20 protein-coding genes, 1 tRNA gene and 1 pseudogene are annotated in these 20,235 nt (G+C 55.8%); 13 read left to right on the forward strand and 9 right to left on the reverse strand.

Annotated elements, in window-relative coordinates; all coding sequences use genetic code 11:
- The first annotated feature begins 38 nt into the window (after positions 1 to 38).
- Positions 39 to 602: a thermonuclease family protein gene (locus ACSQ3H_RS00770; protein ID WP_436115271.1), complete on the forward strand. Its 564-nt coding sequence runs from the start codon at positions 39 to 41 to the stop codon at positions 600 to 602.
- Positions 603 to 625: 23 nt separating this feature from the next.
- Here ACSQ3H_RS00770 and ACSQ3H_RS00775 read toward each other — a convergent pair whose 3' ends face one another.
- Complete coding sequence (locus tag ACSQ3H_RS00775) at positions 626 to 1,132, reverse strand: hypothetical protein (protein WP_436115272.1); 507 nt, start codon at positions 1,130 to 1,132, stop codon at positions 626 to 628.
- A gap of 27 nt (positions 1,133 to 1,159) precedes the next feature.
- On the opposite strand from ACSQ3H_RS00775, the gene ACSQ3H_RS00780 reads away from it, so the two are divergent.
- On the forward strand, positions 1,160 to 1,312 hold the full coding sequence (locus tag ACSQ3H_RS00780) for a hypothetical protein (RefSeq protein WP_436115273.1): 153 nt from the start codon (positions 1,160 to 1,162) through the stop codon (positions 1,310 to 1,312).
- Positions 1,313 to 1,659: 347 nt separating this feature from the next.
- Entirely contained in the window at positions 1,660 to 2,934 is a 1,275-nt protein-coding gene (locus tag ACSQ3H_RS00785) for an OmpP1/FadL family transporter (RefSeq protein ID WP_436115274.1), read from the forward strand.
- Here ACSQ3H_RS00785 and ACSQ3H_RS00790 read toward each other — a convergent pair.
- The gene (locus ACSQ3H_RS00790) at positions 2,931 to 3,365 is read right to left on the reverse strand and encodes a helix-turn-helix domain-containing protein (RefSeq protein WP_436115275.1); all 435 of its coding nucleotides are present in this window, start codon (positions 3,363 to 3,365) and stop codon (positions 2,931 to 2,933) included. The genes ACSQ3H_RS00785 and ACSQ3H_RS00790 overlap by 4 nt on opposite strands.
- Before the next feature lie 576 nt (positions 3,366 to 3,941).
- Between ACSQ3H_RS00790 and ACSQ3H_RS00795 the strand changes: the two genes are divergently transcribed.
- Positions 3,942 to 5,012 (forward strand): SAM-dependent methyltransferase, encoded by a 1,071-nt coding sequence (locus ACSQ3H_RS00795; RefSeq protein WP_436115276.1) that lies wholly within the window; start codon positions 3,942 to 3,944, stop codon positions 5,010 to 5,012.
- A 243-nt stretch (positions 5,013 to 5,255) separates the two neighbouring features.
- On the opposite strand, the gene ACSQ3H_RS00800 is transcribed toward ACSQ3H_RS00795, so the two are convergent.
- The 3 genes and pseudogenes from ACSQ3H_RS00800 to ACSQ3H_RS00810 form a co-directional block, all read right to left on the reverse strand.
- Positions 5,256 to 6,689, reverse strand: coding sequence for an ISNCY family transposase (locus ACSQ3H_RS00800; RefSeq protein WP_436115277.1), 1,434 nt, complete (start codon positions 6,687 to 6,689; stop codon positions 5,256 to 5,258).
- 209 nt (positions 6,690 to 6,898) lie between these two features.
- Positions 6,899 to 7,075 (reverse strand): annotated as a pseudogene (locus ACSQ3H_RS00805) (PAN domain-containing protein); the annotation flags it as partial.
- Positions 6,997 to 8,190 carry a PAN domain-containing protein gene (locus tag ACSQ3H_RS00810; RefSeq protein ID WP_436119303.1) on the reverse strand — a complete coding sequence of 398 codons (1,194 nt, stop codon included), beginning with the start codon at positions 8,188 to 8,190 and terminating at the stop codon, positions 6,997 to 6,999. The pseudogene ACSQ3H_RS00805 and the gene ACSQ3H_RS00810, both read right to left, overlap by 79 nt.
- A gap of 183 nt (positions 8,191 to 8,373) precedes the next feature.
- Here ACSQ3H_RS00810 and ACSQ3H_RS00815 point away from each other — a divergent pair, with 183 nt between their 5' ends.
- The 3 genes from ACSQ3H_RS00815 to ACSQ3H_RS00825 all read left to right on the forward strand — a co-directional run bounded on the left by ACSQ3H_RS00815 (position 8,374) and on the right by ACSQ3H_RS00825 (position 11,107).
- Complete coding sequence (locus ACSQ3H_RS00815) at positions 8,374 to 8,943, forward strand: UvrD-helicase domain-containing protein (RefSeq protein WP_436115278.1); 570 nt, start codon at positions 8,374 to 8,376, stop codon at positions 8,941 to 8,943.
- 800 nt (positions 8,944 to 9,743) lie between these two features.
- Positions 9,744 to 9,820 (forward strand) — tRNA-Arg (locus ACSQ3H_RS00820).
- 246 nt (positions 9,821 to 10,066) lie between these two features.
- Positions 10,067 to 11,107, forward strand: a complete 1,041-nt coding sequence (locus ACSQ3H_RS00825; protein ID WP_436115279.1) for a FecR family protein — start codon at positions 10,067 to 10,069, stop codon at positions 11,105 to 11,107.
- Positions 11,108 to 11,159: 52 nt separating this feature from the next.
- On the opposite strand, the gene ACSQ3H_RS00830 is transcribed toward ACSQ3H_RS00825, so the two are convergent.
- Positions 11,160 to 13,331 carry a CHASE2 domain-containing protein gene (locus ACSQ3H_RS00830; protein ID WP_436115280.1) on the reverse strand — a complete coding sequence of 724 codons (2,172 nt, stop codon included), beginning with the start codon at positions 13,329 to 13,331 and terminating at the stop codon, positions 11,160 to 11,162.
- A 148-nt stretch (positions 13,332 to 13,479) separates the two neighbouring features.
- Positions 13,480 to 14,685: a chromate efflux transporter gene (gene chrA, locus ACSQ3H_RS00835; protein WP_436119304.1), complete on the reverse strand. Its 1,206-nt coding sequence runs from the start codon at positions 14,683 to 14,685 to the stop codon at positions 13,480 to 13,482.
- A 383-nt stretch (positions 14,686 to 15,068) separates the two neighbouring features.
- Here chrA and ACSQ3H_RS00840 point away from each other — a divergent pair, with 383 nt between their 5' ends.
- Entirely contained in the window at positions 15,069 to 16,100 is a 1,032-nt protein-coding gene (locus ACSQ3H_RS00840; RefSeq protein ID WP_436115281.1) for a fatty acid desaturase, read from the forward strand.
- A gap of 194 nt (positions 16,101 to 16,294) precedes the next feature.
- Here ACSQ3H_RS00840 and ACSQ3H_RS00845 read toward each other — a convergent pair whose 3' ends face one another.
- Positions 16,295 to 16,561 carry a DUF1488 domain-containing protein gene (locus ACSQ3H_RS00845; RefSeq protein WP_436119305.1) on the reverse strand — a complete coding sequence of 89 codons (267 nt, stop codon included), beginning with the start codon at positions 16,559 to 16,561 and terminating at the stop codon, positions 16,295 to 16,297.
- A gap of 368 nt (positions 16,562 to 16,929) precedes the next feature.
- Between ACSQ3H_RS00845 and ACSQ3H_RS00850 the strand changes: the two genes are divergently transcribed.
- Complete coding sequence (locus tag ACSQ3H_RS00850) at positions 16,930 to 17,208, forward strand: hypothetical protein (protein ID WP_436115282.1); 279 nt, start codon at positions 16,930 to 16,932, stop codon at positions 17,206 to 17,208.
- A 45-nt stretch (positions 17,209 to 17,253) separates the two neighbouring features.
- Complete coding sequence (locus tag ACSQ3H_RS00855) at positions 17,254 to 17,706, forward strand: pyridoxamine 5'-phosphate oxidase family protein (protein ID WP_436115283.1); 453 nt, start codon at positions 17,254 to 17,256, stop codon at positions 17,704 to 17,706.
- A gap of 35 nt (positions 17,707 to 17,741) precedes the next feature.
- Here the strand turns inward: ACSQ3H_RS00855 and ACSQ3H_RS00860 are convergent, their stop codons facing one another.
- Positions 17,742 to 18,914, reverse strand: a complete 1,173-nt coding sequence (locus tag ACSQ3H_RS00860; RefSeq protein WP_436115284.1) for an MFS transporter — start codon at positions 18,912 to 18,914, stop codon at positions 17,742 to 17,744.
- Positions 18,915 to 19,036: 122 nt separating this feature from the next.
- On the opposite strand from ACSQ3H_RS00860, the gene ACSQ3H_RS00865 reads away from it, so the two are divergent.
- From ACSQ3H_RS00865 to ACSQ3H_RS00875, 3 genes are read left to right on the forward strand one after another with little or no spacing between them, the layout of a single operon-like run.
- Complete coding sequence (locus tag ACSQ3H_RS00865; RefSeq protein ID WP_436115285.1) at positions 19,037 to 19,414, forward strand: ArsR/SmtB family transcription factor; 378 nt, start codon at positions 19,037 to 19,039, stop codon at positions 19,412 to 19,414.
- A 2-nt stretch (positions 19,415 to 19,416) separates the two neighbouring features.
- On the forward strand, positions 19,417 to 19,818 hold the full coding sequence (locus tag ACSQ3H_RS00870; RefSeq protein ID WP_436115286.1) for a (R)-mandelonitrile lyase: 402 nt from the start codon (positions 19,417 to 19,419) through the stop codon (positions 19,816 to 19,818).
- Positions 19,819 to 19,860: 42 nt separating this feature from the next.
- Positions 19,861 to 20,049: a hypothetical protein gene (locus ACSQ3H_RS00875; RefSeq protein ID WP_436115287.1), complete on the forward strand. Its 189-nt coding sequence runs from the start codon at positions 19,861 to 19,863 to the stop codon at positions 20,047 to 20,049.
- The last annotated feature ends 186 nt before the right edge of the window (positions 20,050 to 20,235 follow it).

The raw sequence follows: 20,235 nt of genomic DNA on the forward strand, positions 1-20,235 counted from the left end.
GTTGCAACGGAGGGAGAAGCATGCGGGACCGCCCCAAGTTGGTCGTCAACAACCAGACGAGAAAGCCGTCGCCTTGGCAGACAGACGACCCGACTTGGCTGGACAAATTGAAAGGGGAACAGCCACGAAGACGTTGGCAGCAGCGCAGAACGTTTATATTGGCTTCGCTTGGTGTGAACGCAATCGTGCTCTTAGGAGTTCTAGATCTTGGCTCGCATTTTGATATGCGTTCCCGGGTTGACCGACCTCCATCACCCACCAACCAGTTCCTGGCCGGACCATCGCTCTACGTTGTCGACGGCGATACCATTCACTACAACGGCGAAAGGATCCGGATCGCCAACATCGATACTCCCGAAATTACCCAGGCCGAGTGCGATTCAGAGCTGAAACGGGGGCTTGAAGCGAAAGCCTTTCTGAAGGAGCTTATTGATGGTCGGCCACTCATCATCAACCGCGGCGATCCGCATACGGGCAGGATGACGGACCAATACGGTCGCACGCTTGCTCTCGTATCTACTGGCGGCCGGGATGTTGGAACGATACTTATTCAACGGCGACACGCGCGACCGTGGACAGGGCGCAGAATGCCCTGGTGTTAAAGAATTGTCTCGTCTGCTCGAAGCTATGCCGATGCGACAGTATGCAGTTTAGTGCGCTTGGTAAGTCGTTCGCGCTGCGTTTCCTCACTCGCAACGCTACGAACGATCTGAAGAGCCAGCTCGAGCCGTGTTTCTAGGTCTTGGAGTTTCACGCTCACCGAGAGGCTTTTCCGGCCGGCCAGTAACATCATTGCCTCCATAACCTCATCGCAATGATTGGCCAAAGACATCAAATGTTCGCCGCTTGGACCATACTTGCCTTTGAACCAGTTTTTGACGGTTCGCTCATTGGCGCCAGTCCATTTTGCTGCGGTCTTGATGGCGCTGTGCGAGTCGCCAATCGACCGTTTCAACGCGAGCGAGATCACCATTGGATAGCTTAGTTCATCGATAACATTGCCATCATTCTCAATACCAAATGGAAAGAACTTACCCTTCTTAGGAAACGACATTTCTTTCTCCGCCTCGTAAAGTTGGTAATCTCGCAATAATACGGGCAATATGATGTCGTTTTTAACACACTCCGACATTCAAAACGTCTAGACGGACGATCTTCAATGGTCGTGTCAGATGATGAGGAAACCTCTCGGGTAACCGGGGTGAACGCCGAGGACAGTCATTTGCGCGACCTCGATTGCGGCTCGGTCTTCAGCATGTTCCCTCACCTTCTGTTCGATCCTGAACGCGAGCCCGAGGAAACACCGCAATAGAGTCCGGTGATTCGTAATTCGAAAGGATTAGGGCACTTAGTCCTAAATTTGGCCGCTGGATTGCCGTTTTTTAGTCATTTTCCATTCGAGTTGCATTTGAGCAACAACAGTCCGTTTGGGCTTGAATCTGACGGTTTTAGCTCCTTTTGAGCGCTCTGCACGCCCAAAACATCGTATTGGGCGGTCGCAATGTGGCCGAATTTGCAGTTTTTCGGTTTCTCTTATTGAGCTCCTGTTAACGCCGCTCAAGCAAACCTGTTGCACGATCTGGCGGCTTCGTTGATTTTCCGTATTGGTAAGAATTTCAGTGGCCTGTGTGGGTAGGCCGATTTGAGTGGGGAGGATTAATGCCTAGAACAATTACATCAATCATCGGCGGCGCGCTGCTGATGACCAGTATATCGTCTGTCGCACAGGCTAGCGGCCTTGAGCGCGGTGGATACAGTTGGGATCTTCTATTTACTAAGGGGACAGTTGCGACTGATGCAGGCGTCACTCACGTCATGCCGGAGCGGAGAATCAAGAATGCGCGCGATACCGATCCTAGCAATGGGCCAGGCTTCGGAAGGACGAGCGTAGACGAGACCCCTTCATACAATATACCTCGCTGGAGCGGCAAGGTCGGCATCACGCCAGAGTTCGATTGTTTGGCGAGCTATCAAGAGCCGTGGGGCGTTCACACCGATCCAGGCTATGCCTGGCAAGGTAACGCCAGCAACATCGAAACCGAGATTACCAGCCACGATTATGGTTTGACCTGTTCCTACAAATGGCAGGTAGGTCCGGGCTTCATTCGAGGCATAGCCGGCGTCTCGTATCAGGAGATCGAGGGCTTTAAGACCAGGATGGTCAACAGCAACATTCCACTAAGCGGACTGTTTCCCGGCTATGATGGCACCGGAACACTCGACATTAAAGGCGATGGTTGGGGCTGGCGCGCTGGTGTTGCCTATGAGATTCCTGAATACGAAATGCGCTTCAGCCTTATCTACAATGCAGAGGTTGACCTCGGCGAGGTCAACGGCACCGTGGACTTGACCGAGATCCCGAGAGCGCTTGCGTCTGCCAGAAATCCCTTTTTAGGAGCAGTCACAGACGTATATGGCACAGCAACCCTGCCACAGCAGCTTGAGTTCAAATGGCAGACAGGCATCGCTCCAGACTGGCTCGCCTTTGGCACGGTCAAGTGGACCGACTGGAGTGTCCTCGGTGTTATCCCCTTCTGCCCCACGGTTACAAAGTCGTTAGGCTCATGCGGCCCTAGCTCTCCATTCCGCCTCACATCTCTCGATCTGATGTTCCAGGACGGTTGGTATGTTATGGCTGGCATTGGACATCAGTTCACTCCAAAATGGAGTGGCGCTGCTCAAATCAGTTGGGATCGGGGCACATCGACTGGCTTGACCACGCAGACCGACACCTACCTGCTTTCAGCCGGCGTTCAATACCAGCCGAACAAATCTTGGCAACTCCAGGCCGGCGCTGCGGTGGGCATGTTGTCCTCGGGTAGCTACGGTCCAACAGCTTGCGAGGGCAATCAGCCTTGTGGCGTCGACGCCGCCTATGACTTTGGCGACGACTTCGTGTCGGCTCTGTCCGTCTCCGCGAAGCTGAAATTCTAAGTCGCTTCTGAGGCCAGGGTTTTCTTAACTGGAACCTTGGCCTCATAGAGGATTTTCCGGACGCTCCAGCGTGAGCAGTGATGTTTATGCGCTATGTCCTCGATGGACATCCCTCCCCTGCCGTCAGTAGCTACAGCCTCCCGATCAATGATGCCTGACACCGGCACTTCAAGATCACGCCGCATCAGTGATTTCTTGATTGCTGCATAGTTCCTGCTGCCAAATGCTATTCCAATATCGGTCAAGGACGTTCCGCGCAGCCTCACATACGCCTCGGCGATTGCGTCATCGCGAGCCTCTACTATGTGCGGTTTGCGAGACCTGTCGATGAGGTCGGCGCTCGATAGCTGATTGCACTCGGCAACAATTCTGATGATATCCTCAATGGAAGGGTCAAGTAGGCTATCGAGAGCAGCGTAGGCGTTGTTCATGCTTGAATTCCATGGTTCGAATCGTCATGCGATTTCTAGCCGGTTCGATCTTGTAAATCCACGCGTGTTCAATGTCGGAAGTTGTCAGTAAACGACCGTTTGAAAATGCCGATAATCGGCTTCTGAGGCCAAAAATTCATGGCAGGTGATATTGCTTTCACACTAATGGTAGGGGGCGATTTCGTGGGGAATACCCAGTTTTATCAATAATATGCCTCTCTCCTTGCATGGGCTTGGCGTTTGTTGTCTGGCTGATAATGTGGCGGGCTGGCAATCGAGGATACCATGACAGTGTGCAACACAGTCGATGAACTAGAGGCCAAAATCAAAGACCTCGAGTCGAAGTTAGGGCCCCGTTAACCGTTCGTTAACCAAAGATTTGGGGGGAGCGCAATGACCAGTTACAACGAACTCAAGAAACAGATTATCTTGGCTTTTAAACCGACTTTAGACATGAGTCCTCAGTTAACGGGCAAGCGGTAGCGATCTATAACCGAATCTGTGGCTATGTGCAGAGGCGCGTATATAATTGCGCATAACCCATGTGACGCTATCCGTTGGGTTGGGGGGTGCAACATGCCCGAAGCAGTCAGCTCTGCGATCGCTGCCATGGAGGGACATGGCTTTTATAACCGTAACTCCTCCATGCAGGCAGCTGGAAACGCCACCGCCCTGGCGCTCTGGGAAAAGGCCGCCCAATCCGTGGACTTGGGAAAAGAGACGCTGGTCATAGTCGACTACGGCTCGTCGCAGGGCCTCAATTCAATGGAGCCCATCGCAACGGCGATCCGAGTGCTCCGGGTCCGGGCGGGTGACGAGCGAATGGTGGAAGTCATCCACACCGACCTGCCCTCCAACGACTTTGCGTCCCTTTTCACGACATTGAACGAAGATCCTGGCAGCTATATGGTTGGAACATCCGGAATCTTTCCGTCTGCCATCGGCCGCACCTATTTCGAGCCTTTGACGCCGCCGGGACGCGTTCATCTCGGCTGGAACTCTTGGACGATCCAGTGGATGAGCCGGAATCCGGTCGATGCGCCGGACCATGTGTTCGCGGTGCGGAGCAGGGTGCCGGAAATTCGTGCTGCAGTTAGCGAGCAACAGGCTCGCGACTGGCGGCATTTTTTAGAGCTTCGATCAAGGGAACTGCGTCCGGGCGGTCGACTGCTATCCCTGTTCCCCGCCAGGCAGCCGGACAGGATGGGGTTTGAGTGGCTAATGGGAGAATTGTGGGAGGCCGTTTGCGATATGAGGCGCGACGGACTGTTTTCCGACCATGAAATCCTGAGAATCACCGTGCCGACGGCCCCGCGTCGAATGGCCGACATTCAAGCGCCTTTCTCCGAAGACGGACACTTTGCCGGGCTGGAGATCGAGCACGCTGAAATCCTCGAAGGGCCGGACGTCCATTGGGGCGACTTCGAGCGGACAGGGGATGCGGCCAACCTTGCCCTGGGCTGGACGGGTATGATGAGGGCGTTTTCAGGTCCGACGATCATGAACTCTATCGATCCGGTGCGTAATCGTGCGGAGCTGGTCGATGACCTCTTCGGCCGGTTCGCGACTCGTCTCGCTGCAAATCCGCAGCGTCACGAGCACTTTATCGCTGTGGTTCTGCTGCACAAGGTTGGATCGGCAGTGTGATCGCCGTGCTCCTCTCCGTCTCATAGACGGGGCTATCATATCGAGCTCGTTGATCCGACCTCGACTGCCATTTTGTGGCGAGCACGACAATTGGGCAAAAGCACGTGACTTCAAATTCAACGCTGGATAGTTGCGCCACGCTGTGCGCTGGAGGTCTTTCACCCAGGTCGCGCTGCCAACCTCGCGACATGAGTTTCTGTTGCAACCAAGTAGAAATGTCGCATGTTCTGCAAAGTAGAAATGTCATCCTGACATGCGCCGAGGCGTGTTGCCGGGCAGGGCGGAGACCTCAATATCGCAGCCCGGACCGGCGACAATAGAGGGAGCACTTGCCACCTGTTCACAGGCTCGGCGCTCAATCATCTGATCAACCCGGCCCTTTTGTCCGGGTGGTTTGCGGCCGCGTTTTTGATAAGCAATGCCCTCGCTGTTGGTCTTCACCTTCGGTGCCGGCAATGGATCCTGCTGAGCCTTGATAAACGACAGCACATCGCCCAGCCGTTTGTTCTCGGTCACCGCTGCATGGGTGACACGCTGATCCTTGTCGAACATCCTGTAGGGCAGGGTTATGCCTTTCCAGCGCATCTCGAGACGGCCGTCGGCAAAGGCGTAAGTGTCGATATATTTGCCGACCAGACCCCGACTGATCTCGTTCTCCTCCAGCATGATGCGCTTGCGCTCATAGGAAAACGCCAGCTGCTCCCCGACGTAACGCTGTTCCCGCTTGCACAGAATGTCGCGCATTCTGTCCGGAACGACATTGAGCGGCCGGTGCAGATTGTTCGGCTTGATCGGAGAAACCGCAAATCGCGCATTGAACCGCTCCGTGAAGCCGTGCAGAAACGCGTTGCCGGCAGTCATATCGCCGATGCCTGCCAGCCGCAGTTCCTTGACCAGACGGTCCTGCAAGGTGCGATTGACCCGTTCGACCCGGCCTTTCGCCTGGCTCGAATTGGCGCAAAGTATCTCAATGCTGAGTTCCGAGAGCGCCCGGCCGAACTGGGTCATGCCCTGGCCGCCCTTGGCGTCCTGCTTGGTAACCCGGAACACCGAGTGCTTGTCGGAGTAGAATGCAACCGGACGGCCATGGGTCTTCAGGTAAAGCTCCAGCGCCGCAAAATAGCTGAAGGCGCTCTCCGAGCGGACAAACAAAAGCTGCATCAGCTTCCCGGTTGCATCGTCGATGAACACAAGCAGCGTGCACGCATCGCCGCGATCCTCAAACCAGCGATGATCGCTGCCGTCAATCTGGATCAGCTCACCGTAATATTCGCGCCGTAGCCGCGGCTGGCGAAACGTCCGGCGCTGCTTGCGCGACAGCCATAAGCCATCATCCGCCATCCACTGGCGCAGCGTCTCGCGCGAAACCGAAAATCCATGCTCACCAAGCTTCTCGGCGGCCAGCGTCGGACCAAAGTCCGCATAGCGCTCCCGGACCAGCTGCAGCGCGAGCTCACGCACGCCGTCGTTGATACGGTTGTTCGACCGCCGGCCGCGGCTGCGGTGCCGAAGTGCCGTCGCACCTTCAAGACAAAATGTCCGCATGATCCGTTGCACCTGACGTACACTCAGCGACAGCACAATTGCCGCTGACGCAATCGTCCGACGCCGCTCAATAACCTCTGACAAAACCTCGATACGATGCAGTTCGCGTTCGCTCATTAAAATCAATCCCAAAATCCGCACCCCAAATCTCGTTGCAACAAGCGAGAAGGTGACACAGCGACGTTTCTACTTTGCAGAAACAGGACATTTTAACTTTGCGGCTACAGTTTCGCGTTGCATAACACCCCATTATGGAACTGATATTTCACGACGGCCAACGCAACCCGACGTGCGTCACCACAAAGTCCGTCAGCCTCGGGTCCGACCGCGCTTTGAACGCGCTATTCCAAGCTGATGATCGAGGTCGGCGCGAACGTTTGCATCTTCTTCACCCCCGTCACCATGCCCTGGCCGTAGATCGGCGTCCCCACCGTGCCCTTCAGCCAACACTCGCTCTTGCGCTGGATGAAGGTGAAGGCGATGCAGCGGTTGTCGGCAATACATGCCAAACGACACTGTTGCGCCGTGCCACCCTTTTGCGCTGGCCGCCTAGAGAGATCGCCGCCGGGCAAATCCACGTCCTTGAACAGTGCCAATTTCGGGTCGATCGTGCCCATGGAAAACTGTTGCGGGTCGGATCGGCGCTGCTGAGAAACTTACCGGAGACCGCGACCGCATTGCCGTCGGCGGTGCCTTCGCTGGCTTTGAGGAAACAGTTCGGGCCACGCGCCACACGTGGATTGGCGTTGAAGGTAAATGCCTTGCATTGACCGTTCAGCGAAAGACAGCTCCTCGCGCACTGCGCCGCATCGCTGGTGCGCACCGACGAGATGTCATCACCAAACAGATCAAGGCCAGTGTAGACCGCCATGCGCGTTGGACGCTTGGCATATTGTTCGATCGCCGACAACTTCGCCTCGGCTTGCCCGCTCAAGCCTTCCGGCGTTGCTTGCGCCGGAATACTGGCAGGCGACAAAACCACCGGCGTTGTCGGGCTCGTTGCAACCCCATCGGGTTCGAATTCGTGTTCGGCTGTTTTAACCGCGTCAGCTGGTGCCTGCGTTCCTGGCTTCCGATTGATGTGAAAGCGCGCAACCTCCTCTTGCGAAAAGACATGCATCTCCTTCGGCGGCGTTCGAAACATCACGGTGAGCACTTCAGTTGGCGTGTTGAAGCGGTTTAAGACGTCAAGAATGTCGGAAATCGAATATTGCGCGCTGACAAGGTTGCCACTGTCATTTGAGATCTGGTGAACGCCAAGTTCGCCATCAACCTGACGCTCATTCCCGGCGAGGAAGATGTAGGCACAGGCGGAATAGCAGCCGGAGCCCTTGGGAATGAACGTGGCGAGGTTGCGCTGATGCACATCATCGGCGATGAGCAGTGCCATCTCCACTGTCCCGCCTGGGCTGTTCAGAACGAAAAGTTTGGCATTCGGCGCCGCTTGCAGCACACGGCGAAAATCAAGCGCCGCTCCAACACCAATTTCGCCGTTCAAAGCGATAACATCGGGACGACTGTCACTGATTGAAAACGGCCCGAACGATCGTTCCGCTGCAAAACCAACAGCCGTGAAGGACAAGAAAAACAAAAGAACCGACAAAAGTCGGCGGACCCCAACGCATATACGCATCACTCACGCCCCCCGGCGCCATTTTTTCTTATTAAACCATCAATCGAGGGAGTATTTCAAGTTGTCCTCACCATCACCATTGGAGGTAATTTACTAAGCAATACTAAATCAATTGAAACCCGTGCTGACCTCGCTATATGCATCAGAGGGATCCATAAATACGGTCTATTTGGGGGAATCGTAATGGGATGGGCTGACGGCATTCTCGAAGGCACGCCGACATACAGTATTGTGTCATCCACCAGCCTGAGGATTCGCGTAGTTGCGGGTCCAGGGACTGGGAAATCTTTTGCTATGAAACGGCGTGTTGCTCGTCTGTTGGAGCAGAAATGCGATCCGACAAAAATTCTTCCGGTCACGTTTACCAGAATAGCTGCTGAGGACCTTCACCGAGAACTTGTTGGCATGGACGTTCCAGGCAGCGAACAATTAAAAGCCGTCACCCTGCATAGTCTAGCGTTGAGAGTGTTGATGCGGAATCACGTTCTCGATGCGACTGGTAGAACTCCAAGGCCGCTGAACGATTTTGAGCTTCAGCCACTCATCAGTGATTTGATGAATGCTCACGGAGGGAAGAAACAAGTCAAGAAATTGAGACAAGCTTATGAGTCTGCTTGGGCGCGCCTACAGACGGAAGCACCAGGATACGTTGTCAATGAAGCTGATGCGGCATTCCAAGGCGACCTAATTTCTTGGCTGCGTTTTCATCGCGCGATGCTAATCGGCGAAGTAATCCCGCAGCTATTGCAGTGACCAGGGCGTCTCTATCTCCGGGATCGACTTCCGGTAGTGCTTGCAGTGCCAGTTGGCGCACAGCCGACGCATTGGGTTGATCTTCTGGAAACAAATCGTCCACGACTGCCGACAAATCAGGCAACCCTTCAAGGGCATTCAGCTTGGAAACCACTTCCCCAAACGCTGCGACAATCCTGTTCGTATATGAGGCTTACATCCGAGCCAAGGAAACAGGAGAAGACGGTCTATTACATCCCTGCACCGAGTGCGGCAACGATACCTATGTAGACTTTGAAAATGCGTGTGCAGTTTGTGGCCACGAATATGGCGATCAAGACTGCGCGCGTTGCGGAACTTCGATTCCATTAAATGAGATTATCTACGCTGAACACCAGGGTCTCTGTGGCTACTGCAGCCACATGCTGGATAAGGTTATGAGAGAATGAGTTTCGTGTTTACCGGCACAACACCGCCACACTCCGTGTGTCGCTTGGGTGGTCTCATGTGACTTATCTGTGCTGGCTAGGACACCGCCCGCAAATAGACTGATCCCTAGCGCTGAGAGGTGGCTGAGTGGTTGAAAGCACTGCACTCGAAATGCGCTATTCACCGTCAATCAGGTAGATTCGTATTTGTGTCGAGGTAGCAATGTCAGAGGACAGCAAGCCGGAATACACCAGGGGCGCAGTTACGAACCTGTGCGCCCCGCGGTTCCAGCATCCGCACACCTTACTTGCGCTCAAGCAAAATTCGCCATTGAAGCCGCGGGCTGCATCGGTTAGAAACGCTTCGCGCATGCAGGTCACCGCATCTTCAATGCACCCGTAGCTCAGCTGGATAGAGTGCTGCCCTCCGAAGGCAGAGGTCACAGGTTCGAATCCTGTCGGGTGCGCCACTTCCGAACTAAAGAGGGGCTGCAGGCTCAGATATGTCTGCAATGCCTGCAGCAGTTCTTGCCAGGTTGCCAGCTTCAACATGCCGTTGCACGTGACGCAGCTTGGAGGGCTTCTCCTCGCTCTGGTCGCCACGTTCTGCAGCCGTGATCGCGGTAGGTCCCGACACCCGAACTTCCTAACCAATAGGGATGAGGGACGCCTGTCCCGATCCCATGCTACTATCGTCGACTTCAGATGGGGGTCCGATGCCGAATTTGCGTGGGGCCGCAATTGCGGCGCTCAGTGTGATGCTTTTTGGCCCGCTGCCAGCAATGGCCGCGGAGCCTGTCGGCGAGGCGGTCCTGATCAAGACAGAAGTTACCGGTGCAGGCGGTCCGCTGGTAGTGGATGCGCCGGTCCACCGTGACGAACGAATCAAGACCTCCCAGTCCGGCCTTGGTCAATTCCTGTTCCGTGACGGTACCAAGCTGTCAGTGGGATGGGGCTCGTCGGTGGTCATCGACAAGTTCGTTTATGACGACACGGACTCAGTCAAGAAGCTTACCATCAAAGCCGCGAAGGGAACGTTTCGCTGGATCAGCGGCAATTCGAAATCTTCGGCCTATCAAATCTTGACGCCCGCCGGCACGATCGGCGTGCGTGGAACCGCGTTCGACTTCTATGTGGGCCCTGACGGTACGACAGCCGTCGTTCTTTTGAATGGCGCGGCGCGGTTCTGCGGTCCTGGCGGCTGTCAAGAACTCAAGCGCCGCTGCGACTGTGTCGTTGCCAAGCGCAATGGTCAGATGACGGATACCCGCCGCGTCGATCGTAATATATTCAAGACGCTGGGCAGCCCCAAAGCCCTGCCGTTCCTGTCAGGCAGTCAGAAACTTGCAGGCGGCTTGGGAATTACCGGTACTGGCTGTGGCCTTTCAATGGCGGCAGCGCAGTCTAACGATGACGGCTCGCTTCCTCCGGGCCGAGCCCCCAGTCCCGCCCCTAACAATCCTCCGGCTCCTGATCCGCCCGCCGCTCCCGATCCGCCAAGTGCCGCTCCGGACAGGCCGAACACGCCCGATACACACGCTGCACCGTCCAAACACGAGCAGCAGCCTGACGAGCCTGACAAGCCAGATATACCCGATAAGGCGGACAAGCCGCATCATCATGACAAGCACCATGGTAAAGACCATGATGATGATGACCACGATAAAGACCGCGATCGGCACGGCAAAGATAGGCACGGAAAGGGCAACGATAATCGGGATGGTGATCGTTCCGGCAGAGGCTATGACAATAACTAACCGTGGCTCGCCACTTCGGTAATATGAGGACTGACCTCCATTGCTAATGTGGTTACTCAGCCGACCCCCCGTCTTTTCCGGTAGGTTCATCGATGAAATGATCGGACCTGCGGGAAATCCGGCGATAGAATTCAGGCAAACCAGTTGTTAGCCCTGCGGCCAGGAGTTTTGCAGTACGCATGATCCTGCGGCGGCTTGCTGACCGCAAACGCAAGGCCTCGACAAGCTGGGCGTGGATAGACTGCAGTTGCGCAAACTTGGCAGACCCGCCGAGGCGCTCATCGCCAACAACTGCGAAGAGTCTGGTTCGCATACTTTTCCCCTTCAGGGCAAGCGCACCCGCCTCAAGCAAGGCGTAGCCCGGCAACAATTTTGCAGTGGTGTCTGACACGAGAATGTCGAAACTGATCTCCTTGCAGGAAGACTCGATGCGAGCAGCGATGTTGACGGCATCGCCAACAGCCGAATAATTGAAGCGGGTCTCGGCACCCATGTTCCCGACGCACGCCAGCCCGGTGTGGATCCCGATCCCAATGCCGACCCTTTGCTCGTTTCCGAAGCCAAATGCGTCATCTTCATTGAGTCGGGCAAGCGTCTCGCGCATGGCCAAGGCGGCATGAACAGCCTTGTTGGCATGGTTGGCGACATCGACAGGGGCGTTCCAGAAGGCCATTATCGAGTCTCCGATGAACTTGTCGAGGGTGCCTTCATTTGCGATGACGTGGCGGCTAAGCGCGTCAAGCAGTGTGTTCAAGAACAATACGACTTCGGTTGGGGTCAGCCGTTCGCTGATTTCGGTGAAGTTGCGCACATCTACGAACATAACGGTTAACTCGCGATCATCTCCGCCCAGGCGCAAAGCATTTTGCGTATGCTCGATCCGATACAGAAGAGATGGCGAAAGATAGTGGCCAAAGGCCTTCCGAACCTCGCGGCGCTCCCGGTCGATCACCAGAAAGCGGAACGACGTTGCCGCAAAATGTGTGATTGATCCGGAGACTATTGGAGCCAGAGGATCAAAGAGAAGCCCTGCATAGAAGAAGGCGAGCCAGGAAGCAACAAGGGCCATAACGGTGATCAGAAGACCGCAGACCAAAGCGACAGCCGGGCTAACGAAGGTTGTCAGTATCACAAGGAGGCTGCCCATCACTGCGATGGACAGGATCTCAAGGCCGTTGGCCCAGTCTGGACGTGAGAGAAAGCGGCCAGACAGTATCTGCTCAACGGTTTGCGCGTGCAGCGAAACACCGGGTACGTTTTGTCCAAGAGCAGTCGTGCGAATGTCTTGCAGCCCAGCAGCCGATGTCCCGACAAACACGATACTGCCTTCAATGGCAGCCCTTATCTCCGGAGGGGCACCTCCAGCCGCCAGCACTTGCCTGGCGGAAATATACCTTTCCGCAGTGTCGGGGCTGACATAGAGCCAGAGTTCACCTGCCGCAGTCACCGGAACCACGAAGTCTCCGATTTTGACGAAGGTTATGGTGTTCGGCACACTAGTGGCGCCTGCCAGCACATAGGTGGAAGCGCCCTGGGCTACACGTAGCGCTTCAAGTGCAAGGTTGGGATAAAGCTGCTCGCCATCACTCAGGAAAAGCGGAACCGCGCGAACGACCGCTGATGGGTCACCCGGATTGAGGCTGATGTGCCCAATGCCGGCGGCATTCGCTTCAAATTCCGGTCGCAACGGTGTCGCGGCCGTGAGGCGCGGGGGCGCGCCGGCGGGACTTTCACCTGTAAAGGCAAAGCCGGCCTTCACCTGCGGGCGATAGCTCCCTTCGTTGGACAGACCAAAGCCCAGGACGACGGGTTTCCCGTCAATCGCTCGAGCGAAAATCTCATCATTATCAGGCAGTTGACCAAGCAGCGAAGGATCAACTCCGGCAACGTCGCGGACAACGGTGCGCGGCGATAAGCGGTCCGGCTCAGCGAAAAGAACATCAAACGCGATTGCCGATGCTCCCATCTCGGAGAGCCTGTCCACCAAGGTTGCGAGCCGATCTCGCGGCCATGGCCACTGACCGAACTCCAGTAGCGAGGCTTCATCTATGTCGACCACCTTGACGGGCAGGCTTTCGAACGTTCGCGGCGTTATTCGCTGATATTCGTCGAACGTGAGCTCGCGAGCCTGCTTCAGCAATTGCGGGTCGCTTGCCCGCAGGATCGTGAGCGCCGCTACAATCGCTAAGCCGATAAGTACGCCAACTTGCTGCGCGCGCGTCATGAGTGCCGTATCAGACCCTTTCTACCGAAAGCCTGACGACAAGGAGTTCTCATCCGGAGGAAAGTGTCCGGCCTTTGGCCTGCCGCCGCGCCAAGGAAGGGATATGCTGCATTTTTCTCGGCTCGATGCAAACAGAACAGAGTAGACATCAGATTGCAGAAATTGCTCCGACTGCGGCGAGCGCAAGGACCACAGCCCATGGCGGCGTCTTCCAGACGATCAGCAGCAGGAACCCGGCAAGTGCGAGGAAGAAATCCAGCGGCATCAGGACGGCGCTGGTCCATACCGGACTGTAGAATGCTGCGGCGAGGATACCGACAACCGCTGCGTTCGTGCCCTTCATTGCGGCCTGGGCTGTGGGACGGCGACGAAGGCCATCCCAGAACGGCAATGTGCCGTAGACCAGAAGCAGCCCTGGAAGAGACAGCGCTATGAGAGCAATAGTTGCGCCGGTAACACCATTCGGCTCCGGGACTGCCACTGCACCAAGATAGGCGGCAAATGTGAAAAGCGGACCCGGCACTGCCTGCGCGGCACCGTAGCCTGCGAGAAAGGCTTCGTGACTTACCCAGCCGGGACCGACGACTGCTGTTTCCAGAAGCGGCAGAACAACGTGACCACCACCGAATACCAACGCGCCAGAACGGTAGAATGCTTCGAACAGACGCAGGGCGTGGTTGCCCATGCCATGCATGAACGGAGGAACCAGGAAAAGAATTGCAAACAAAGCAAGAGCAGCAGCTGCGCTTCGGCGGCGAACCTGAAAGTCGAGATGGTGACCAGGCGGTGCGTTCGTGTCCCTGCAAAACAGGGTGCCCAGAACTGCCCCGCCCGCGATGGCGCCTAATTGACCGACTGCGGTATCAAGGAACACAGCCCCGGCAACTGCCGCCAAGGCGATACCGATACGCGTCCGGTCGGGCGTGAGAGTCCGGGCCATCCCCCATAGTGCCTGCGCCACGACTGCGACTGCGACGAGTTTCAGCCCGTGGATGATGCCTTGTCCCATCGGGCCCGAAAAATTTGCGGCTCCGAATGCAAATGCCAGAAGCAAGATCGCGGATGGGAGTGTAAATGCCGTCCAGGCAGCGATTCCACCGAGCAAGCCGCCGCCGCGCGAGACGCCGAGGACGAATCCTACCTGGCTCGACGCTGGTCCGGGCAAAAACTGGCAAAGGGCCACAATATCGGCAAAGGCCTCATCTTTCACCCACTTGCGCCGGACGACGAATTCCTCGCGGAAGTATCCAAGATGCGCGATAGGCCCGCCAAACGACGTGAGACCAAGTTTCAGGAATGCGGCCAGAACCTCGATAATTCGGTTGGGGTTAGAGCGGTCGATCGTCGTCTCCATATTTTCCACTTGGGGATCCCTGAGAATGCTGTTCGTGTTGCCACGACTACCACGAGATCCGTGTCATTTTCATCTTGTTCCTACAACCGTGCCGGTCTGCCCGACTGGCGCACTCGAATGTGATTTGACGGATTGGTCGTCGAGGACCACGCTTATTCCTGCCCTCCCCTGGGTACAGAGGCTCGGCGTTCGGCCTTTGCCACAAGGGGCGCTTCGCCGGGCCTCGCCTTTAATGCGTGTTTCAGCAAGTCATGATCCGATAACGGCGTCGTATCGGTGGAAGTGACAGATACAACCAAACAGAAATCAGAAGCTGTGAACTCACCAAATGTTTCTTGTCGAAACATCTTGCGTGCGCTGGCACGCCAAGGGTATGATAGCCGATGAAAACCACTTCCGCTAAAATTTTACCTGCAATTGGCTCGGGCGAACGTCCTTGGCCCAAGATCCTCTCCAACTACCGTAAACCACATAGAGGACGCAGCACTTTCGAACTTGCTGTTACTGTTATCCCGTTCGCTTGTCTCTGGGCACTGACCTGGGCGGCAGTGCATTATGGCTTCTGGTGGGGCCTTGTATTGATTATTCCGGCATCTGGCTTCCTGCTTCGGCTCTTCATGATCCAGCATGATTGCGGCCACGGCTCTTTTTTTGCGCATCGTCATACGGATGACTGGACCGGCAGGGTGATCGGCGTTCTAACGCTGACCCCTTATGATTACTGGCGCCGCACCCACGCTTTGCATCACGCTTCGGCTGGCAATCTCGACGAGCGCGGCGACGGTGACATCACCACGCTCACCGTTGCCGAATATCGTGCCCTGTCGCGTTGGGGCCGGCTGGGCTACAGGCTATATCGCCATCCGGTCGTGATGTTCGGCATTGGGCCCGTCTGGCTTTTCATCTTCAAACAGCGACTACCCTTCGGCATGATGCGTTCCGGCATGGAACCGTGGATTTCGACGATGGCCACCAATCTTGGCATAGCGGTTCTGGCGATATTTCTGATGTGGCTGGTTGGCGTCGGCCCGTTCCTCCTCATCCATCTACCGATCGTCACCCTGGCTGGCGCTGCCGGTATCTGGCTGTTCTACGTGCAACACCAATTTGAAGAAACGCACTGGTCGTCTGGTCCCGAGTGGCAATTCGCAGAGGCCGCACTGCATGGCTCTTCGCATTACGTGCTGCCAGGCGTATTGCGGTGGATGACCGGCAATATCGGCATTCATCATGTGCATCATCTTTCTTCGAAGGTCCCGTGCTACCGTCTGCCTGAAGTGCTGAAGGACTATCCGGAACTTCGCGATGTGGGACGCATCACCATCATGGAAAGCTTGCGCTGCGTCAAACTCGTTCTGTGGGATGAAAATCGCCGCAAGCTTATCTCATTTCGCGAGGCCAAAAAGCTGGCTTGAGCCATCGCTCGCAAAGGCTCGGAACCATATTCCAGCCGGGCCGTTGACTTCATGGAAAGTGTGATGACCGTGTCAACCGGACGCGATGGCAAGGCGGACAGGAACGTTTTTCCGGTTTCCAATCCTGGCCAACGAAACGGCAGACGAGCGCTTGTCCCATCCGGTCCACACTTTCCTTCCAGAAATTAGAGTCTCTAACGAAAGTCCGTTGCGGTCAGCACATACATGGTCTTGCGTCCGTGGGCATAGGCTTTCATCGCCACACCCTGAATCGAAGCGCGCGCCGCGTCAAACGCCGCGAGATATTCATCCTCGGCAGCTTCCGGCGTCGACGATACTTTGGCAAATGCGTCGATATCGACAAGGAACGGCACCTGGAACAGCCCGTCATAGCCAATGAAGCGCACGCGCTTGCCTGCCGGATCGTAACTGCGACTGCGATTAGGAAAATTCAATGCCATCATCAATACCAATCACTGCTATTTCGAATATTATTCTGGCGTGTTGACCCGCTTATATTGCGATTAAGTTTGACTCGTAAGGTTTTTTGCCAGAATATCAGTCTATCATAAATACTGATTGAGCAGTCATCTATTTATAATATTTAATTTTTCCTTCACGCTCATTTGCGACGCAATCGAAGCGTAATTTCTATTACTCAGTCCGGATCGAATTTAGCCAGATTTGGCTCCTCGGGATGCCGAATAATTCGGCCCCATCAATTCCCTCCCCGACGTTGAGTTCGTACACGACAAACTGAGGATCGGTGACCTGTCTCGCCCGAGACTACACCTTGCTTCACCAAACCAAATTCACCAGGAGAATCTCGATGAACATGCATCGACGTTACAAGACACCCGATACACCAAACCACCGATTTGCTATCGGCCAGAAAGTTCGTATGAAGGGCTGGGGCGGCAACAAGGTCAAATCCGCCGCTACCTTCCGGATCATGGCGACGCTCCCCGCCGCGGGCGGTTCTTTGCAGTACCGTATTCGCGATGACGAAGAAAAACACGAGCGAATTGCTACCGAGGATAATCTCGAGGCTGCGGACATGTGGAGCAGCAAAGAGCGCAGCACTTTTGATCTGAAAGAAGAATCTTGACGGTCGACCCAGATGCTGAAATTCTGACCCCGAGACGGTGGGCCAATGATAATCAAAGAGATGACGCAGCACGAGATCCGGGAATTGCTCGAAAGAGCGACGATCGGCAGGCTTGCGTGTGCAAAAGATGATCAGCCATATGTCGTACCGCTGACTTTCGCATACCACGCAGTGTTTCTCTATTCGTTCACGACGGCTGGGCGCAAGGTCGACTATATGCGCGCAAACCCGCGTGTGTGCGTCGAGTTTGATGAAATCTCCGCGACGAACAACTGGCAGAGTGTCATTGTAACAGGCCTGTTCGAGGAACTGACAAAAGAACCCGATCACATCGACGGCAGAAACACGGCGCATACGCTTTTGAATAAAAGCGCCGAATGGTGGCAACCTGCTTATGTGAAGACTGTCATTCGAGAGCAGGAACGGCCCCTGGAGCCGGTCTATTTCCGTATTTCGATACTGGAGACCACCGGCCACAAGGCTATCAAAGGCGAATAGAACGACCGGCCGAGCCACACGGTGCCAGAGTTGTCTCAGGCTATAGACAGTTGCCGCTTACCGGGCGAACCTGCCAGCCGCATAACCACAAGACCCATGAGCGGGAATATGCCGCCGATCCAGCCGAGATATTCAAGGCCGACATTGGCAATGATCAACCCGCCGATCATCGAACCCAGTGCTACGCCGAGATACAGTGCCGAGTAGTTGAGCGACAGGGCCAGCGGTGCGCTTTCCGGTGCAATGGCCAAGACGCGGCTCGCCTGTGCTGGCGGGAACATCCAGGCGATGACGCCCCAGATCACCATGACTGCAATGAGAGCCGGTCCGGCGATATTGTCAGGCAGTTGCATGATCCAGCTCACAGCCATCAGCACGATGGCGTTCAGCACCGATGCGGCAATGACGGTTTTTGTCGCCCCAAGCCTATCGGCAAGTTGTCCGCCGAGGACATTGCCGATCGCCGCGCCAATGCCGAAAGCAAGCAAGACAATTGGCATCATCGATCGGCTGAGACCCGCGCCCTCAACGGCAACCGCAGCGATATAAGTGTAAACCGCGAATGCGCCGGTCATATAAAGCAGCATGGTAAAGAGCGCCGGCAACAGGCCCGGATGACGGATGACGCCAAGACGCTGTGCGAGGGTCAACCGATCCGCATAGAGTCCGCGCGGCAGAAGAAACCAGACAACCAAAGTAGCCACCGCGCCGATCAAGGCGATGAAGAGATACATACCGCGCCATCCGGCAAAAGCGCTGATGAATGCGCCGAGCGGCGCGCCGAAAGCCACGGCCAGCGTCGTACCGCCGACAATTGCAGCGATGGCGCGGGCGCGGTGGTGCGGTTCGGAAATGGCAACGGCCGTTGCCTGAGCCGTAGCCGCATAAAGTCCGGCCACGACCGCGATCAACAGGCGGGCAACCATGAGCAGCAGATAAGTCGGAGAAACGGCGGCGAGAAGAGCCCCGGCAACGAATACCAAAGCACTGCCTGCGAGAATGTTGCGCCGGTCGAGGGATCCGGTCAGCGCAGCAACGATCGGGGCACCGATCGCATAGGCAAAGGCATAGGTAACGACAAGATAACCGGCTTGAACAAGGGTGACTCCGGTATCATCCGCGATCTGCGGCAGGAGACTCGCGACGACGAATCCCTCAATGCCGATTGCGAATGTACCAAGCGCCAATCCGACGAGACGAATATCCATGGGAGTTACCTTAATGTTCAATGATCTTTGAACTAATGAACCTCCTGCCTTTTCGTGTCAAGAATAAAGTTCAACAAATATTGAACATTGAAATCTCTCCTGCCAATTGCTATTACATGCCGATGACAGATTACCTCCCGCATCCGTCCACTGAGGACATCGCGCTTCCGGCTGTTCTGACTGCGCTCGGCGATGAAACGCGCCTGGCAATCATTGCCACTCTCGCCCGCAATGGCGAACGCGCCATGACTTGCGGTCAGTTTCTCCAACTCGCTTCAAAGACCGCACTGAGCTACCATGTGGCTAAATTGCGCGAGGCGGGCGTTATCCACATTCGGCCTGAAGGCACGAGGCGACTACTGATATTGCGCCGCGCAGACCTGGAAAAACGCTTCCCCGGCTTTCTCGATTCCGTCGTGGCTTCCACGGCCGCGGTTCCGATACCGGAGGGGAACGAAAACCACCATATGGCCGATACGGCCGAGAGAGCGGGAGAATAGCAATGGACATCAAACCATCCGGATCAGTCCCGTCGCGCCGCGCTTCATCCGACTGGTTCTCCGGCACCGTCTGGATGGACCCGATTATCGAGGCGGAAGCACCAGCGCGGTTGCAGGCAGTCACGGTTCGCTTCGAACCTGGTGCACGAACCGCATGGCACACCCATCCTCTCGGCCAGACACTGCACGTGACATCCGGATCGGGTCTAGCCCAAGTCTGGGGCGGACCGATATGCGAGATCAAGACCGGCGATACGGTGTGGATTCCGCCGGGTGAAAAACACTGGCACGGCGCTGGTCCCGATAACTTCATGGTGCATATCGCCATGCAGGAAGCGCTGGATGGCAAAACCGTCGAATGGATGGAAAAGGTCTCCGATACACAATATTCCGGCCACGATTAATCTGCTATTATGGCGCCAGCAGTGCATGTGAAAGGAACCATCATGGCGTTCGAAGATATCAAAGCCCGGATCGCGCTTCTGATCGAAGAGATGGTGAAGCGACCGACGGATGCCCATGAGATTCACGAGACACTGCGCGAGCACCTCAACGAGTTGAGGGCCATGGGCATGCCGCTACCTGATGATCTTGTTGCGCTCGAAAGGCGCTTGGAAGCCGACTTCGATTCCTGAACATCGCATTATAAAAAACGCTTGGGATGGTCTCTGAGCAGATCGCTCAAATCGTCACTGTCTGTTCGTTCGCCCCTTACAGTCCGGCCATCGAGCATACCGATATCCCTGAGCATATGATCAGAAAAATCCTCGGTATCGATATGGTCAGGCTGACTTTCGCCGTTGTCCGGCTTCCATGGATTT

Source organism: Phyllobacterium sp. LjRoot231 (assembly GCF_964253365.1).
GTDB lineage: Bacteria > Pseudomonadota > Alphaproteobacteria > Rhizobiales > Rhizobiaceae > Phyllobacterium.